Genomic DNA, 15,218 nt, shown 5'->3' with positions numbered 1-15,218 from the left:
CTCAACGCATTGGATTGTGGGCGCCAACATACGGTCTGGAACCAGGCTGGCAAGCCGCGCTATTGGTCTGGCATGACCAAATCGACGCCATCCTACCTAGCCTTTGATCCAGCGACCCGTCGCCTGAGGCTTGACCCGCACGAGTGGGCTTTCTTCCAGGATCCGTACGAGGCCTACACGTTCCTGCACGATGCATCGAACGTCTTTTTCTGGGAAGAATTCGGGTTCTGGTGCTTTGGCGGCTTCGACGACGTCAACAAGCTGTTGCGCGACCGCCGCTTCGGCCGCCATAACCCGGCGGGCATTCCCGACAGTCGTGGCATCGACCGGGATAGAACACATCTCAAGGCATTCGACGGCATCGAAGCCAATTCCATGCTGGAACTGGAGCCGCCGGTGCACACGCGGCTTCGAACACTGGTCAACCGCGCCTTCGTCTCGCGCCAGGTCGAGCGGCTGCGGCCGCGTGTGGAGGCACTCGCCAACGAACTGATCGATCGTTTCGAGCCGGGCAAGCAAGTCGACCTGCTGCCCGCCTTCGCTTCTCCCCTGCCCATCACCATCATCGCCGAGATGCTCGGCGTGCCGGTCGAAATGGGACCGCAACTGCTCGACTGGTCACATCGAATGGTCGCCATGTACGTGCATGGCCGCACTCGCGAGATCGAGGAGACGGCCAATCGCGCGGCGCAGGATTTCGCCGATTTCCTGCGCGGCACCATCGCCGAACGGCGCAAAAATCCCGGCGACGACCTGCTGTCGCTGCTGATCTCGGCGCAGGAGGGCGGCCAAAAATTGTCGGAAGACGAAATGGTGTCCTCGGCGATCCTGCTGCTCAATGCCGGCCACGAAGCGACCGTGCACCAGACCGGCAATGCGGTGCGCTCGATCTTGGCGCAAGGCGGCGACCCGCGCCGTTTCTTCACCTCAGCCGAGGCAACGGCGGCCGCTGTCGAGGAATGCCTGCGCTTCGACGCGCCGTTGCACATGTTCACCCGCTACGCCTACCAGGAGATCGAAATCGCTCCCGGGATCGTCGTGCAGCCCGGCCAGACGATCGGTCTGCTGCTTGGCATGGCCAACCATGACCCTCATGCCTTTGCCGAGCCGCGGGCCTTCCGGCCGGATCGTGCCGACCAGAAGAACGTGTCGTTCGGCGCCGGCATCCATTTCTGCATCGGCGCGCCCCTGGCCAGGCTCGAATTGCAGGTGTCGCTGAAAACCTTGTTCGAGCGGCACCCAAAGCTCCGTCTTGCCGAAAGCCCAAGCTTCCGCGACACGTATCACTTCCACGGACTGGAAGCGCTCACCGTCGGCTTCTGAAGGAGCGCAGGCCTGGGCTGTGAGTTGCGCGCAGCAAAGGATTACAGCCTGATCACATACTCCTTGCGGGTGATTTCAAGCACTTCCCAGCTTCCCTTAAAGCCAGGCCGCAGCACGAAGCTGTCGCCGGCTCTGACGGTGCGCGCTTCGCCACCCTCCTCTTCGATCACCGAAACGCCGGAGAGGATGTGACAGAATTCCCATTCATCGTAGACGATGCGCCACTTGCCCGGAGTCGATTCCCAGATACCCGCATAAAGGCCGCCTTCGCGCTCCTCGACGTTCCAGGTGCGGAATTTCGGATCGCCCGAGATCAGGCGATCGGGCGCCGGCGCGCCTTCTTCGGCGTCGACAGAGTCCGTCGATATCGTCAGGTAATGCGCGGACAGGATTTGCCTCCATGAAAGAACCGGCCTCGGGCCGGCTCGCCCTACCCCGGCGCTTTGCGCCGACCCTCCAACGAGGGAGAGAATAGATCAAACTTTGGCGAGTGCCTGTTCGAGGTCGGCGACGATGTCGGTGACGTCCTCGATGCCGATGGACAGCCGCACCGTGTCCGGTCCCGCACCCGCCTTGACCTTCTGCTCGTCGGACAGCTGTCGGTGCGTGGTCGACGCCGGATGGATGACCAACGACTTGGTGTCGCCGACATTGGCCAAGTGCGAGAACAACTCCAACGCTTCGACGAATTTGACGCCGGCCTCGTAACCGCCCTTGAGGCCGAAGGTGAAGACCGCGCCGGCGCCTTGCGGCGAGTATTTCTTTTGCAGGGCGTTGTTCTTGTCGCTGGGAAGGCCGGGATAGTTGACCCAGGCCACCTTGGGATGGTTGGACAGCCAGCCCGCGACGGTGATCGCATTGTCGCAATGGCGCTGCATGCGCAGCGGCAAGGTTTCGAGGCCTGTCAGAATGAGAAAGGCGTTGAACGGCGAGATCGCCGGGCCAAGATCGCGCAGGCCAAGCACGCGCGCGGCGATGGCGAAGGCAAAATTGCCGAAGGTTTCGTGCAGCACCAGGCCGCCATATTCGGGGCGCGGTTCCGACAGCATCGGGTACTTCCCTGATTTCGACCAGTCGAACGTGCCGCCATCGACGATGGCGCCGCCGATCGAGTTGCCGTGACCGCCAATGAACTTGGTCAGCGAATGGACGACAATGTCGGCGCCGTGCTCGATCGGCCGGATCAGGTAGGGCGAGGCCAGGGTGTTGTCGACGATCAGCGGCAGGCCATGCTTACGCGCGATGTCGCCGATCTTCTCGATGTCGACGAAGGTGCCGCCGGGATTGGCCAGGCTCTCGATGAAGATCGCCTTGGTCTTGTCATCGATCTGGCTCTCGAAGGTTGACGGATCGTTCGCTTCGGCCCAGCGCACCTCCCAGCCAAAGTTCTTGAAGGCATGGCCGAACTGGTTGATCGAACCGCCATAGAGCTTGTTGGCGGCAACGAAATTGTCGCCCGGCTGCAACAGATTGTGGAACACGATTACCTGGGCGGCGTGGCCGGACGCCACCGCAAGGGCGGCCGTGCCGCCCTCGAGCGCCGCTATGCGTTCTTCGAGCACCGCCTGCGTCGGGTTCATGATGCGGGTGTAGATGTTGCCGAAGGCCTTCAGCCCGAACAGCGAGGCGGCATGATCGGCGTCGTCGAAAACAAAGGAGGTCGTCTGGTAGATCGGCGTGGCGCGTGCGCCGGTGGCCGGATCGGGCTTGGCACCGGCATGGACGGCGAGCGTGTTGAAACCGGGCGTGCGGGTCACTGAAACCTCCCTCGAAAAAAACTTCTGAAATTCGCCGGCCATTCTTGGCCAAGCTCGACCACGAATGCAAAGAAGAAAATACCCTTCGGCGTGTCATCTTCGACCAGGCAGCAGGAAAATACGGCTCCTGCCGGAATAATTTTGCGCCTTCCCCTTGTCTATTTTTGCCGCACGCCGAAACTCTGGAATCCCGACCGCATCAGCGGCTTCTTCGACGACAGCACACCGGAATTGACCCCGGTCCAGCCGATCTCGCCGGACAGCTTGCCATATTCGATCTTGGGGCAGCGGTTCATCACCACCTTGACGCCGGCGGCTTCGGCGCGTGCGGCGGCTTCGTCGTGGCGCACGCCGAGTTGCATCCAGATCACTTTCGGCAGGGGATCGAGCTTCAGCACCTGGTCGACAACGCCGGCCACCGCCGCCGAGGCGCGAAAGATGTCGACCATGTCGATGGGCTGGGCAATCTCGGCAAGGCTGCCATAGACCGTACGGCCGAGTATCTCCTTGCCAGCATGGCCCGGATTGATGGGGAACACCTCAAACCCCTTGGCCAGCAGGTATTTCAACACGAAATAGCTTGGACGAACGTCGTTGGCGGACGCGCCGACCATGGCGATGGTCTTCACCGAATTGAGGATGCCGGCGATGTAGGCGTTGTCATAGCTATCGTGATTCATGGCTCGTCCTCATACAACGCCTCGGCGAGAAAGCCATCAGGATCACTGCTGAAATCGCGCATCATGCGGAAGTGGTCCGTATCACGAAAATCGGTCGAATCTAGCCCGAACCGGCTGATGCGGAACAGCCGCGCGCCTGGACAGGCCATCAGCAGCGGCGAATGCGTCGCCATGATCACTTGCGCAGTGCCCGACCGATCCATGCGCCGCAGCATCTTGAGAAGTTCGATCTGGCGCGATGGAGACAGCGCACTTTCGGGCTCGTCGAGGATGTAGATGCCTTGCCTGCGGCAACGTTCCTCGAAGAAGCGGATGAACCCTTCGCCATGCGACCAGGACAGAAAGTCGGGCGGAGGTGGCTTGAACGGATCTTCCAGGGCCACCTGGTCAAGATAGCGAGCCACCGAGTAGAAGGATTCGGCGCGAAAGAACCAGCCGGCGGTGACTTTTGGCAACCAATGGCCACGGAAGGTATCTGCCAGCGCGGCACCACTCCTGTCGATGGCGCCGGAATGGTCGACAGGCCGGTAGCCCTTGCCGCCTCCGGCTTCGTCGTAACCGGCGAGCGCGCCGATCGCCTCGAGCAATGTCGATTTGCCGGTGCCGTTCTCACCGACGATGATGGTAATTGGTGTGGTGAATTCGAGTTCGAAGGCGTGACCGCGAAACAGCGGCAGGTTCCACGGGTATTTTTCCCAATCGGTCACCCGCTCGGAATCGAGCAGAATGCGCTTGAGATAGGGCGCCTTGAGCCGCGTCAACTGCCTGCGGTGAGCCATCAATCGGGCAGCGAGATCGTACCGTCTTCCGCGATCGGAAAGGCCGGGTTGTGCGCCACTTCCCAGACATGTCCGTCGGCATCGGCGAAATAGCCGTACCAGCCGCCCCAGAAGGCACGGCCTGCCGGCTTGACGATGCGGCCGCCGGCCTCTTCAGCCATCGCTAGCACCGCGTCGACTTCGGCATCGGAGCGGGTGTTGTAGGCGAGATAGACGGCGGAAGGCGCCTTGGCGAAGGTGATGCCGGAATCCTCCTCGGCGCTGACGCGCGGGAACAGGCCGAGTATAACACCACCCATCTGGAAGAAGGCGACGCCATCGGTGATGCCGGCATGACGCTTCAGGCCCATCGTCTCGTAGAAGCGCACCGCACGATCGAGATCATCGGTGGCGATGGTGATGATGGAGATGCGCGGCTCCATGACTTTCGTCCTTATTCGTCGGTCCATTCCGGCTTGCGTTTGCCGATGAAGGCGCCGATGCCCTCCTGGGCGTCACGCGCCAGCATGTTCTCGACCATGACCCGGCCGGTATAGCCATAGGCATCCGCCAGCCCCATCTCGGCCTGCGCATAAAACGCTTCCTTGCCGGTCTTCAGCACCGAAGATGATTTTGAAGCAATGGTTTGGGCGTATTTGTTGACAATCTGATTCAGGTACTCGCGCGGCACGACGCGGTTGACCAGGCCGAACTCCTTGGCGGTCGCGGCATCGATGGTTTCGCCAGTCAGGAGCATTTCCATGGCGTGCTTGCGCGAGACGTTGCGAGACAACGCCACCATCGGCGTCGAGCAGAACAGGCCGATGTTGACGCCCGGCGTGCAGAAGGTCGCCTCATGCGAGGCGATGGCGAGGTCGCAACTGGCGACAAGCTGCAGGCCGGCGGCGGTGGCAAGGCCATCCACTTCGGCGATCACCGGCTTGGGGTGGCGCACGATCGCCTGCATCAGCGTAGCGCAGGCGGCAAACGTCTCTTCGAAGAAGGCCTTGCCGCGATCGGCGTCGGCGCGGCGCGCTGTCATCTCCTTGAGATCGTGGCCGGCGCAGAATACCTTTCCGGCCGCCGACAACACTATGACGCGAACGGCCTTGTCGGCCCTGGCACGGTCCAGTTCCTCCGTCAGCGCCGTCATCACCGCCAGGGAAAGCGCGTTCGCGGGGGGATTGGCAAGCGTCAGGCGCAGCACGCCCTTGTCGCGCCTAGCCGCAACCGGCCCTTCAACTGCGACAGGCTTGATGGCAAGGATTTCGGCCATGGCTAAGGTCTCCGCGATTCCATTCCGCTGGCAGCGTATCTAATATCGGCTGGGGTTTCATCAACACCGTATCGCTTGCGCCAGTAGGATGAAGGTGTTGCCAGAAACGCGCCGCTTCGCCCATACAGGCTTGGCGCAGAATGAGGACCGAGATGCCCGCCCAGACCAAGCTCGAGCCGGTGCTGACAGCAGCCCAGGTCAATGCGCTGATGGGGACCGTGTTTCCGCAGCTCAACGAAAAGGGCCCGGCCTTTGAGGCAACCGACGTGTTCCCCGGCGGCTGCACCGTGCGGCTCAATGCCGGCGAACGGCATTTGCGTCCCGGCGGTACGGTGTCCGGCCCTGCCTTGTTCACGCTGGCCGACATTGGCGGGTATGTCTGCGTGCTCAGCCATGCCGGGCCGGATGCGCTCTCGGTCACCACCAATCTCAACATCAATTTCGTCCGCAAGGCCGAGGCAGGACCGATCGATGGCCATTGCCGCATCCTGAAGCTCGGAAAGAACCTGATGGTCTTCGACATCGACATCGTCGCTGGCCCGGACGGGCAGACAGTGGCGCACGCCACTGGAACCTATTCGATCCCGCCGAAACGCTGACACGGAGAAGGCCGATCCGGCATCCTGGCCGGAACTCCCGATCGACACGTCCGTTTTGCGGCATGCCCGATCTGACCACATACCTTGCCTTTCTCGGCGCCGTGCTTGCCTACCAGCTTTCCGGCGTCGGGCCCGATATGATGCTTGTGATCAGTCGCGGCGTCGGACAGGGCTGGCGTCACGCGCTGGCGGCCGCGACAGGCTGCGTATCGGCCGGCGTCGTGCAAATTCCATTACTTGCGATGGGACTTGCCACGCTGATCACATCCTCGCCGCCTCTTTACAGCTTTCTCCAAATCGTCGGCGCCATCTATCTGATCGCCATCGGGGTCAAGTTCCTGTTGGCGCGCCGGCAGGATGAAAGTCGAACCTTTGCCTTTGCCAACACCGGTGGCACTGCAGCCGCTTTCCGGCAGGGCATGATCTGCAATCTCACCAATCCGACGACGCTTGCCTTCATGTTAGCGGTGCTGCCGCAATTCGTTCACCCTTGGGCCGGTCCAGCGGCGTTGCAGTTCGTCATTCTCGGCACGACTATGAAGATGATGGGAATGGTTGTCCTCGGCGCCATCGCGCTGACCTCCGGCGCGGTCGGCGGCTGGCTGTCGCGCCGAAGCAGCTTCGTCGTGTGGCAGGGAAGGCTAGCCGGAGCCATTATGGTCGGCGTTGGCATCAGACTCCTGCTTGCAGTGACGAGTGGCCGGCGGTGAGCGAAATACCAGCCGTTTTGGCGGTAGGCCGTGTTGTAAAATAATACCACATAGTTTAGCCATTGAAATTTAACGGTTTTTCGTTTTCGTTGACTCCCGATGATGCTTGACGAGGGCTACCCTTCTCCCCTATAAGCCCTCACGAAGCAGCGGCCCGCAAAGGCCGCCGTTTTGTTATTGGCGGCGGGCAAGCGCTTTTCGCCAATCCAAGCAACAAGAAACGCCTTCCTTATCGTTTGTGGATTGGGGAAGGTCCGAACCGAAAGCAGAAAACATGACAACCTTTTCGCAGAAGCCTGCGGATGTGGTGAAAAAGTGGATCCTGATCGACGCCGAAGGTCTCGTCGTCGGCCGTCTCGCCACCGTTATCGCCAATCATCTTCGCGGCAAGCACAAGCCGACCTTCACCCCGCATGTCGACGACGGCGACAATGTCATCGTCATCAATGCCGACAAGGTGGTGTTCACCGGCAAGAAGTTCACCGACAAGGTCTATTACTGGCACACCGGGCACCCCGGCGGCATCAAGGAGCGCACCGCGCGCCAACTGCTTGAAGGCCGTTTCCCCGAGCGTGTCGTCGAGAAGGCCGTCGAGCGCATGGTGCCGCGTGGCCCGCTCGGCCGTCGCCAGATGAAGAACCTGCGCGTCTATGCAGGTGCCGAGCATCCGCATGTCGCCCAGCAGCCAGAAGTGCTCGACGTGGCCAAGCTGAATTCCAAGAACAAGAAGGTCGCATAAGATGGCTGAGCTTTCCTCGCTCGCAGAACTGGGCGCCGCTACCGGCAACACCAATACGCAGGCCGCGGCACCCGTCCATGTCCAGAAGCTCGACAAGTCGGGCCGCGCCTATGCCACCGGCAAGCGCAAGAACGCCATCGCGCGTGTTTGGGTGAAGCCAGGTTCGGGCAAGATCGTCGTCAATGACAAGGAATTCGCGACCTATTTCGCGCGTCCGGTCCTACAGATGATCCTCAACCAGCCGATCATCGCCGCCAACCGCTCGGGCCAGTACGACATCGTCGCCACGGTCATCGGCGGCGGCCTTTCGGGCCAGGCCGGCGCTGTGCGTCACGGCATCTCCAAGGCGCTGACCTATTACGAGCCGGCGCTGCGTGCCGTGCTCAAAAAGGGCGGCTTCCTGACCCGCGACAGCCGCGTCGTCGAGCGCAAGAAGTACGGCAAGGCGAAGGCCCGTCGTTCGTTCCAGTTCTCGAAGCGCTAAGCGCATCGCAGCTTCACAACCGAAAGGCCGCCTCCGGGCGGCCTTTTTGCGTTGCGCATCACTATTGAGCGGAATGGTCGGCGTCGCGGATGAACAGGAACGCGCAAAGTGCCGAGCCGGCCACCGCGAGCGCCGAGGCCAGGAATGCCAGTTGCATGCCCTCGATCGTGCCCAGCGCCAAGGCGGATCCGAACAGCGCCACCCCGATCGCGCCACCCGACTGGCGCACGGTGTTGAGCACGCCCGATGCCGTTCCCGACATCTCCGCCGGCACGGAAGACAACAGCGCGGTGGTCATGGCCGGTACGGCAAGACCAATGCCGACCGGCAGGAACAGCAGGCGCCACAGCAGCGACAGGTAGGACGTATCGGCCTGGATCAGCGCCATCAGTCCGAAACCGGCTGCCCCGACGAACAGGCCAATCGCCATGGGCGATCGTGGGCCATGATTTGCGGCAATGCGCCCGGCGGCAATGTTCGACAGGGTGACTGCCGCCATGAACGGCAGGAAGGCCAGCCCTGTCATTTCGGGAGAAAAATGCCTTTCCTGCTGGAAATACAGGCTGAGCATGAAGATCGTGCCATAGAGCGTCAGGTTGACGGCCAGTCCCACGAGGCTAGTCACAGCCGGCACGCGGCTGGCAAAGAGACCGAGCGGAAACATCGGCGCCCTCGTCCGGCTCTCGACCAGCAGGAACAGGCTTGCGGCCACCGCCGCCAATACCAGTCCGCCGATGACCGGCATTGAGGTCCAGCCCGATGAACCGGTTTCGATAAAGGCGCCGGTCAGCGAAAACAGCGCCAGCACGACAAGTCCCTGCCCCACCCAGTCGATCGGCGGCCGCTCGGCCTTGAGCGGCGTTTCCTGCAGAAACCGATAAGCCATCCAGATGGCGAGAGCGCCAATGGGCAGGTTGACCAGAAAGATGCTGGCCCAGCCAAGCGACGCGACCATGAAGCCGCCGAGCACCGGCCCTGCCGACAGCGCGATGCCGCCCGCCGCCGTCCACAGCCCAACGGCGCGTGCCCGGCGCGCCTTGTCGGATGCGTAGGCGCGATTGAGGAGTGCCAGCGAACACGGCATCAGCAAGGCGGCACCCGCGCCTTGTGCAGCGCGCGCCGCAATTAGCAACCAGGCACTCTGAGCCAAGCCGCAAGCCAGCGAAGCAATGCTGAACAGCGCCATGCCGCCAACGAAAACGCGGCGAGCGCCGACCCTGTCGCCGAGGGCGCCGCCGGCGAGCAGCAGCGAGGCGAAGGCAAGCGTGTAGGCGTCGACGACCCATTGCAGGCCGCCGACCCCCATCGACAGCCCAGTACCGATCCTGTTCAGCGCGACGTTGACGATGGAGACATCGAGCTGCACGACCACGAAGCCGAGGCTGGTCGCAGCAACGGTGGCGGCATAGGCGGCAGGGCGCTTGATAACGATGGTATCGGGCATGCCCATGGATAACGGGTTTCCCCTGACACCGTTGCGTCAGCAGGCGCCGGCCTGCGACACCAGGCCGGAACTTCAGCCGCGGCAAATCAATTGATGCTGGCGGTCGCGGCAGGTTCGACGCGTTCGCCCGTCCCCGCATAGGGCACGCGAAACCCATTTGCCGCCAGCCAGCCTATCGCCGCCTTCGGCTCATCGGTCTGGATGATGGTGGCGCCGCGATCGGCCCAGAAGCCCCAGGCTTCACGCGGCAGGCTGGCCTGAACCGCCAGTTCATCGCCCCGGCCGCCGGCAAGGAAGCCGCCCGGCTTGTTGACGATGGCGTAGGTGTCGGCCCAGATGTGCCAGTCGCCCCTCACCGCGGCCGCGCGCATGCGCGTGCTGAACAGTGGCCCGCCATTCTCGGTCAACGTCTCCCCGCCGGCGCGCCAGTTGATCAGCTCGATCGCGCGCGGCGCAAAAGCATGGTCGACCGTCGCGGCGAAACCGGCGTCATGCACTGCGTCGTCGGCGATGATCGGCATGAAGTGAACGCCGCCGCCGACCGCTTCCATGGCAGCCTTCACCGTAGCGATCCTGGTCTGGTTCCACAGGTTTTCCTTGACGATGACCTGGTCGGCCATGCCGAGATCTCGCGCCACCGCGACCATACCCGACAGGTCCCCAACCTCGAGCTTGTTGTCGAGATTGATGAGGATCTGGTCCCGGGTCGCCAGCAGCATCTCGCGCAGCGTCGAGACTGTCTCGTCGGTTACGGCGCCCGTGCCTTCGATCACCAGCCGGCAACTCTTCAGTTCGGCCAGCGTGTACTTAACCACCTCACCCTTGCAGGTCGTGGTGCGATCAAGCCAGCTGTCATGCATGACGACAAACTCGCCGTCCTTCGAGCGCCGGATGTCGACCTCGACGATCTCGGCGCCGATCGCGATCGAGCCTTCGACGGCGGCGAGCGAATTTTCCGCATAGAGCGTCTTGCCGGCCTGCATGCTGCCGGCGCGATGCGCGGCCACCATGACGTGGTCGCGCCATCGGTTGGCATGTTCGAAGCGGTCGAGGATCTGCCTCGCACGGGTTTCGCCCGCCATTGACTGGCTGGCGGAAGCCGCCAGCGTGACGGAAAACAGAAGGCTCGGCCAGAAGGTCCGCATCGAGAATCGCTCCATTCCGGATCGAACCGGGAATAGGCGATGCCCGTGACGTCTAGGTGAACGAAGCCGGCTAGCGGTTGCCAGCGATATGTCGCCTCAGATGCGTTTCGACAGTCGGCGGAACCAGGCCATCGCAGGCATCTCGACGAAACGCCAGGTAATCCAGGAGACACCTATCGTGGCAAGGAGCATGACGAGGATCGCAACGTCCCCCGCCCAGCCGGCGCCGAAGCCGGTCGCCGGCTCTCCGCGCAAGACGATGTCGCCGACAAGACCGAGGCCGAGCTTGCGCTCGACCAGGCCGGCGACGTTAATCATGCGCGCCTGGACGAAGATGTGGACCATGTAGATCGAGTAGGACAGCGCGCCGAGCGTCAGCATGAAAGGGGTTCTCAGGAAGACACTGATCCAGCCGCCCTCATGGGCAAAGAGGAACAGCGCCAGCGCGAACACCAGCGGTGCTGCGATCCCGGCATCATTGTCGCCCGCCAGTGCGACGAAAAGCACAATGACAGCCGCCATGACGATTTCTGCAAGGGTCCAGCTCAGCAGCGGGCCGGTCCGGGCAAGCGCCTGTCGCGCGCCTGCAATGGAATCATGCTGGAACCAGGCAAGCAAGGCGCCGAGTGAGAAGCCGTACAGGCAGCGTATGAAGCCGAAATCGAAGGACACATCCATATGGTGGGTCGAGAAGCCAAGCAGGAACAGCGGCGCGGTGATGGCGGCGGCGACGAACCACACCCAGGCGCGTGCGCCTGCGGTGAAGACCACTCCCGCGAACAACAGATAGGCGAAGAACTCCGCCGAAATGCTCCAGCTTGGCGCATTCCAGGTCAATTGGTCCTCGAAGCCGACCCCCTGGAGCAGCAGCAGGTTGGCAAGCAGGCTCTCGAAGCTGAAACCGCCGGTGAAGGGAGCGGCACCGGCGCCATGCACCCGCGGCAGCATCAGCCGCAGCAGCTCGAAGCCGGCAAAGGCGGCGAGCATGAGAAGGTGCAGCGGATAGATGCGGCCGAAGCGCACCAGCGCAAAGCGTGCGACCTCCCGCGGCTGGTTCAGCCGCCAGCCATAGGAGCTGGCGATGACGAAACCGGAGAGAACGAAGAAGAAGTCGACAAACAGATAGGACGAACCGACAAAGGCGCTTTGCGAGATCGTCGAAGCGGTCGGGAAGTGGAACAGCGCCACCAGCAGGGCGCAGATGCCGCGCCACGAATCGAGAACCAGGAACCGCTCACCCGCCACCGTGCCGGACTGGATCGACGCCGCGCCATGGGGAGAATCAAGAAACGCGGTCTGCGTCATGATGATACAATCCTGTCTCGCGGCGGCACCGCGCCCGCGCCGTTTCGTTTCCCCAAGCTGTGACTGGCATGTTGCGTGCCGGTTCTGTAGTTGTTGCACCCCGATGAAAACCAAGGATCCGTAATGGCGAACAAGAACATCGACCATGCCTTCACAGCCCGCTCAAAGACGGGCGCTTCGCTGGAGCCGACCTATGCCGGCGCGCTGTCGTTCATGCGACGCAGATACACGAAGGATGTGAAAGGCGCGGACGCTGTGGTTTGGGGCATCCCTTTCGATGCCGCCGTCACCAATCGGCCCGGCGCGCGTTTCGGGCCGCAGGCGATCCGCCGCGCCTCGGCAATCCTCGACAACGATCCGCAATATCCCTTTTCGCGCGATCTGTTCGAGCACCTCGCGGTGGTCGACTATGGCGATTGTCTGCTTGATACCGGCAACCACCAGAAGACGCCGGGGACGATCGAACGCGAGGCGACCAAGATCCTGAAGACAGGTGCTTTCCTGCTGTCGCTGGGCGGCGACCATTTCGTCACCTGGCCCCTGCTCAAGGCACATGCCGCAATCCATGGCCCGCTCGCTCTGGTGCAGTTCGATGCGCACCAGGATACCTGGGAGGATGACGGCAAACGCATCGACCACGGATCCTTCGTCGGCCGCGCGGTCAAGGAAGGCATTATCGATCCCGACCGCTCGATCCAGATCGGCATCCGCACCCACGCGCCCGACACGTTCGGCATCAAGATCCTCTACGGTCACGAGATCGAGGAGATGCGTGCATCCGACATCGCCTACGCCATCGTCGACAGGACGGGCGGCAAGAAGACCTATCTCACCTTTGATATCGACTGCCTTGATCCCGCCTATGCACCCGGCACTGGCACGCCGGTCGCCGGCGGGCCGTCCTCTGCAAAGATCCTGTCGACGCTGCGCCAGCTCAATCAGATCGATATTGTCGGGGCCGATGTCGTGGAGGTTGCGCCGGCCTACGATCACGCCGATATAACGGCGATTGCCGGCTCGATGATCGCCATGCAGTATCTCGGCCTGATGGCCGAGCGGAAAGCACGGCTCGAAGAGCTGAACAACGGCAGCCACAACGGTGCCGCGGTGAACCAAGGCAACGGCATATAGTTTTCGATATCAGGGAATTTGATCAGCCAATGAAACCGAAAATCTTCATCGACGGCGAGCACGGCACCACCGGTCTCCAGATCCGGGCGCTGCTTGCCGAGCGCGGCGACCTGGAGATCGTTTCAATTCCCGCCGAGCGCCGCAAGGAAACGGCGGCGCGAGCCGAATTCCTCAATGCCGCCGACGTTGCGATCCTGTGCCTGCCGGACGATGCGGCGAAGGAGAGCGTGTCGCTGATCTCCAACGAGACCACCAGGATCATCGATGCTTCGACCGCGCATCGCGTAGCGCAAGGCTGGGAATATGGCTTTGCCGAGATGGACAAGGAGCAGGCGAAGAAGATCGGGGCGGCGAAACGCGTCGCCAATCCCGGCTGCTGGCCGCAGGGACCGATCGCGACGCTGCGGCCGCTGGTCGCCGCCGGCCTGTTGCCTGCGGATTTCCCGGTCACCGTCAACGGCATCTCGGGTTATTCGGGCGGCGGCCGCCCGATGATCGAGGACTATGTCGCCAAGGGCGAGGACGCCTCTGAATTCCTGCCCTACGGGCTCACCCTTCAGCACAAGCACGTGCCGGAGCTCAGGGCCTATGCGAAACTGTCGCACGATCCGATCATGCAGCCAGCGGTGGGCAATTTCGCGCAAGGCATGATCACGGTGGTGCCGCTGCAGCTCGGTGGCCTCGACCATGTGCCGACCGGTGCGGAACTCCATGCAGCCATCGCCGACCATTTCGCCGCCATCAAGGGCGGCGTGGTCGAAGTGGCGCCCTATGCGCATCTGGAGCGCATTCCGGAGATCGATCCGGAAATCTACAATGGCACCAACCGCATGAAGCTCTACGTCTTTGCCAATGACAAGCGCGCGCAGGCCCTGCTGCTCGCCGTTTACGACAATCTCGGCAAAGGGGCATCGGGGGCTGCCGTACAGAACATGGACCTGATGCTCGGCCTCTGATGGCGGCACCGGCATTTCCGGACCGCTGGAAGATCAGCGCGCCCGAGCTCATCGCCGAGACCTTTTCGAGCCGCATCTGGAAGGTGCGGCGCGAGGATGGCTCGCCGGCGATCGTCAAGGCGCTGAAGCCATTCGATGACGTCGCAGACGAGTTGCGCGGCGAGCATTTCCTTGCCTGGCGGCGCGGCAAAGGCGCCGTGCGGCCGCTGGGCCGCGACGGGCACTCCATGCTGCTCGAATGCCGGGGAGACCATGCTGTCGCATGTTCTTGCCGAGCAGGGAGATTTGGCCGCCACGGAAATCGCGGCGGAGGTGATGGCAAAGCTGTTTTCGCCATCGGATCACCCCGCTCCGCCCGACCTGCAGCCGCTTCGGGAACGATTTTCCAGCCTGTTCAAGAAAGCGGAGGCCGACCGTGTCGTTGGCCGGAACAGCCTTTATGTCGAAGCGGCGGAAATCGCCGACCGGCTGCTGGGTGGTCCGCATGATGTCAGGCCGCTGCATGGCGACCTCCATCACGACAACATCATGCACGGAGCACGGGGCTGGCTGGCGATAGATCCGAAGGGCGTTCTCGGCGACCCGGGATACGATGCCGCGAACATGTTCTACAATCCTCTTGATCGCGACGACCTTTGTCTCGATCCCCCACGGATTGCCGGGATGGCTGAAGTCTTTGCGCGAACGCTGAGCCAGACGCCGGCGGCAATACTGGATCACGCCATCGCCTATGGCTGCCTGTCGGCTTCGTGGCACCATGAGGACGACAACGCGATCGAGGAGAACCGCGAACTGTCGGTCGCAGCAGCGATCCGAACCGTACGGCTCGGCTTCTGATCCGTGCCGCCTTGCGTCAGGCGGAATTCGACGGCGACAAGACGATGGCGCAGTCGAACGTTCTGGATGTGACC

General features: G+C 62.7%; 16 protein-coding genes and 1 pseudogene. 8 read left to right on the top strand and 9 right to left on the bottom strand.

What is annotated here, in order from left to right; all coding sequences use genetic code 11:
- The first annotated feature begins 72 nt into the window (after positions 1-72).
- Positions 73-1,323, top strand: a complete 1,251-nt coding sequence (locus FJ986_RS02400; protein WP_140650010.1) for a cytochrome P450 — start codon at positions 73-75, stop codon at positions 1,321-1,323.
- A gap of 41 nt (positions 1,324-1,364) precedes the next feature.
- Here FJ986_RS02400 and FJ986_RS02395 read toward each other — a convergent pair whose 3' ends face one another.
- The 6 genes from FJ986_RS02395 to FJ986_RS02370 all read right to left on the bottom strand — a co-directional run bounded on the left by FJ986_RS02395 (position 1,365) and on the right by FJ986_RS02370 (position 5,794).
- A complete protein-coding gene (locus FJ986_RS02395) occupies positions 1,365-1,715 on the bottom strand; it encodes a cupin domain-containing protein (RefSeq protein ID WP_140650011.1) in 351 nt (116 codons plus the stop codon).
- 84 nt (positions 1,716-1,799) lie between these two features.
- The gene (locus FJ986_RS02390; RefSeq protein ID WP_140493947.1) at positions 1,800-3,080 is read right to left on the bottom strand and encodes an O-acetylhomoserine aminocarboxypropyltransferase; all 1,281 of its coding nucleotides are present in this window, start codon (positions 3,078-3,080) and stop codon (positions 1,800-1,802) included.
- 158 nt (positions 3,081-3,238) lie between these two features.
- Complete coding sequence (locus FJ986_RS02385) at positions 3,239-3,760, bottom strand: CoA-binding protein (RefSeq protein WP_140521835.1); 522 nt, start codon at positions 3,758-3,760, stop codon at positions 3,239-3,241.
- Positions 3,757-4,539 carry an AAA family ATPase gene (locus FJ986_RS02380; protein ID WP_140521833.1) on the bottom strand — a complete coding sequence of 261 codons (783 nt, stop codon included), beginning with the start codon at positions 4,537-4,539 and terminating at the stop codon, positions 3,757-3,759. The genes FJ986_RS02385 and FJ986_RS02380 overlap by 4 nt, the downstream gene beginning before the upstream one ends.
- Complete coding sequence (locus FJ986_RS02375; RefSeq protein WP_140521831.1) at positions 4,539-4,961, bottom strand: VOC family protein; 423 nt, start codon at positions 4,959-4,961, stop codon at positions 4,539-4,541. The genes FJ986_RS02380 and FJ986_RS02375 overlap by 1 nt, the downstream gene beginning before the upstream one ends.
- Before the next feature lie 11 nt (positions 4,962-4,972).
- Positions 4,973-5,794, bottom strand: coding sequence for an enoyl-CoA hydratase (locus tag FJ986_RS02370; protein ID WP_140650013.1), 822 nt, complete (start codon positions 5,792-5,794; stop codon positions 4,973-4,975).
- Between the two features lie 152 nt (positions 5,795-5,946).
- Between FJ986_RS02370 and FJ986_RS02365 the strand changes: the two genes are divergently transcribed.
- The 4 genes from FJ986_RS02365 to rpsI all read left to right on the top strand — a co-directional run bounded on the left by FJ986_RS02365 (position 5,947) and on the right by rpsI (position 8,326).
- A complete protein-coding gene (locus tag FJ986_RS02365; RefSeq protein ID WP_140650015.1) occupies positions 5,947-6,393 on the top strand; it encodes a PaaI family thioesterase in 447 nt (148 codons plus the stop codon).
- 62 nt (positions 6,394-6,455) lie between these two features.
- Entirely contained in the window at positions 6,456-7,103 is a 648-nt protein-coding gene (locus FJ986_RS02360) for a LysE family translocator (RefSeq protein ID WP_140650017.1), read from the top strand.
- A 274-nt stretch (positions 7,104-7,377) separates the two neighbouring features.
- Complete coding sequence (gene rplM, locus FJ986_RS02355) at positions 7,378-7,842, top strand: 50S ribosomal protein L13 (RefSeq protein WP_010915638.1); 465 nt, start codon at positions 7,378-7,380, stop codon at positions 7,840-7,842.
- A gap of 1 nt (position 7,843) precedes the next feature.
- The gene (rpsI, locus tag FJ986_RS02350; protein WP_140493960.1) at positions 7,844-8,326 is read left to right on the top strand and encodes a 30S ribosomal protein S9; all 483 of its coding nucleotides are present in this window, start codon (positions 7,844-7,846) and stop codon (positions 8,324-8,326) included.
- A 61-nt stretch (positions 8,327-8,387) separates the two neighbouring features.
- On the opposite strand, the gene FJ986_RS02345 is transcribed toward rpsI, so the two are convergent.
- From FJ986_RS02345 to FJ986_RS02335, 3 genes are all read right to left on the bottom strand, one after another.
- Positions 8,388-9,776 carry an MFS transporter gene (locus tag FJ986_RS02345; RefSeq protein WP_224646253.1) on the bottom strand — a complete coding sequence of 463 codons (1,389 nt, stop codon included), beginning with the start codon at positions 9,774-9,776 and terminating at the stop codon, positions 8,388-8,390.
- A gap of 80 nt (positions 9,777-9,856) precedes the next feature.
- A complete protein-coding gene (locus FJ986_RS02340; RefSeq protein ID WP_140650019.1) occupies positions 9,857-10,915 on the bottom strand; it encodes a glycerophosphodiester phosphodiesterase family protein in 1,059 nt (352 codons plus the stop codon).
- Between the two features lie 96 nt (positions 10,916-11,011).
- A complete protein-coding gene (locus FJ986_RS02335) occupies positions 11,012-12,220 on the bottom strand; it encodes an acyltransferase (RefSeq protein WP_140673326.1) in 1,209 nt (402 codons plus the stop codon).
- Between the two features lie 123 nt (positions 12,221-12,343).
- Between FJ986_RS02335 and speB the strand changes: the two genes are divergently transcribed.
- From speB to FJ986_RS02320, 3 genes and pseudogenes are all read left to right on the top strand, one after another.
- On the top strand, positions 12,344-13,351 hold the full coding sequence (gene speB / locus FJ986_RS02330; protein ID WP_140673324.1) for an agmatinase: 1,008 nt from the start codon (positions 12,344-12,346) through the stop codon (positions 13,349-13,351).
- Positions 13,352-13,380: 29 nt separating this feature from the next.
- Positions 13,381-14,307 (top strand): N-acetyl-gamma-glutamyl-phosphate reductase, encoded by a 927-nt coding sequence (gene argC / locus FJ986_RS02325; protein WP_140673322.1) that lies wholly within the window; start codon positions 13,381-13,383, stop codon positions 14,305-14,307.
- Positions 14,304-15,144, top strand: a pseudogene (locus tag FJ986_RS02320) (aminoglycoside phosphotransferase family protein). The gene argC and the pseudogene FJ986_RS02320 overlap by 4 nt, the downstream one beginning before the upstream one ends.
- Positions 15,145-15,218 lie beyond the last annotated feature (74 nt).

It is taken from the genome of Mesorhizobium sp. B1-1-1, from assembly GCF_006442955.1.
Taxonomy (GTDB): domain Bacteria; phylum Pseudomonadota; class Alphaproteobacteria; order Rhizobiales; family Rhizobiaceae; genus Mesorhizobium.
Note: the sequence above shows the minus strand (reverse complement) of the source record. Positions and strands in the feature narration are given on the sequence as shown.

What these genes read in the sequence shown, in the direction of transcription:
- FJ986_RS02335 (WP_140673326.1), bottom strand. Translation starts at nt 12,220, where the DNA reads ATGACGCAGACCGCGTTTCTTGATTCTCCCCATGGCGCGGCGTCGATC.
- rpsI (WP_140493960.1), top strand. Translation starts at nt 7,844, where the DNA reads ATGGCTGAGCTTTCCTCGCTCGCAGAACTGGGCGCCGCTACCGGCAAC.
- argC (WP_140673322.1), top strand. Translation starts at nt 13,381, where the DNA reads ATGAAACCGAAAATCTTCATCGACGGCGAGCACGGCACCACCGGTCTC.
- FJ986_RS02380 (WP_140521833.1), bottom strand. Translation starts at nt 4,539, where the DNA reads ATGGCTCACCGCAGGCAGTTGACGCGGCTCAAGGCGCCCTATCTCAAG.
- FJ986_RS02340 (WP_140650019.1), bottom strand. Translation starts at nt 10,915, where the DNA reads ATGCGGACCTTCTGGCCGAGCCTTCTGTTTTCCGTCACGCTGGCGGCT.
- FJ986_RS02370 (WP_140650013.1), bottom strand. Translation starts at nt 5,794, where the DNA reads ATGGCCGAAATCCTTGCCATCAAGCCTGTCGCAGTTGAAGGGCCGGTT.
- FJ986_RS02345 (WP_224646253.1), bottom strand. Translation starts at nt 9,776, where the DNA reads ATGGGCATGCCCGATACCATCGTTATCAAGCGCCCTGCCGCCTATGCC.
- FJ986_RS02365 (WP_140650015.1), top strand. Translation starts at nt 5,947, where the DNA reads ATGCCCGCCCAGACCAAGCTCGAGCCGGTGCTGACAGCAGCCCAGGTC.
- FJ986_RS02360 (WP_140650017.1), top strand. Translation starts at nt 6,456, where the DNA reads ATGCCCGATCTGACCACATACCTTGCCTTTCTCGGCGCCGTGCTTGCC.
- FJ986_RS02400 (WP_140650010.1), top strand. Translation starts at nt 73, where the DNA reads ATGACCAAATCGACGCCATCCTACCTAGCCTTTGATCCAGCGACCCGT.
- speB (WP_140673324.1), top strand. Translation starts at nt 12,344, where the DNA reads ATGGCGAACAAGAACATCGACCATGCCTTCACAGCCCGCTCAAAGACG.
- rplM (WP_010915638.1), top strand. Translation starts at nt 7,378, where the DNA reads ATGACAACCTTTTCGCAGAAGCCTGCGGATGTGGTGAAAAAGTGGATC.
- FJ986_RS02385 (WP_140521835.1), bottom strand. Translation starts at nt 3,760, where the DNA reads ATGAATCACGATAGCTATGACAACGCCTACATCGCCGGCATCCTCAAT.
- FJ986_RS02375 (WP_140521831.1), bottom strand. Translation starts at nt 4,961, where the DNA reads ATGGAGCCGCGCATCTCCATCATCACCATCGCCACCGATGATCTCGAT.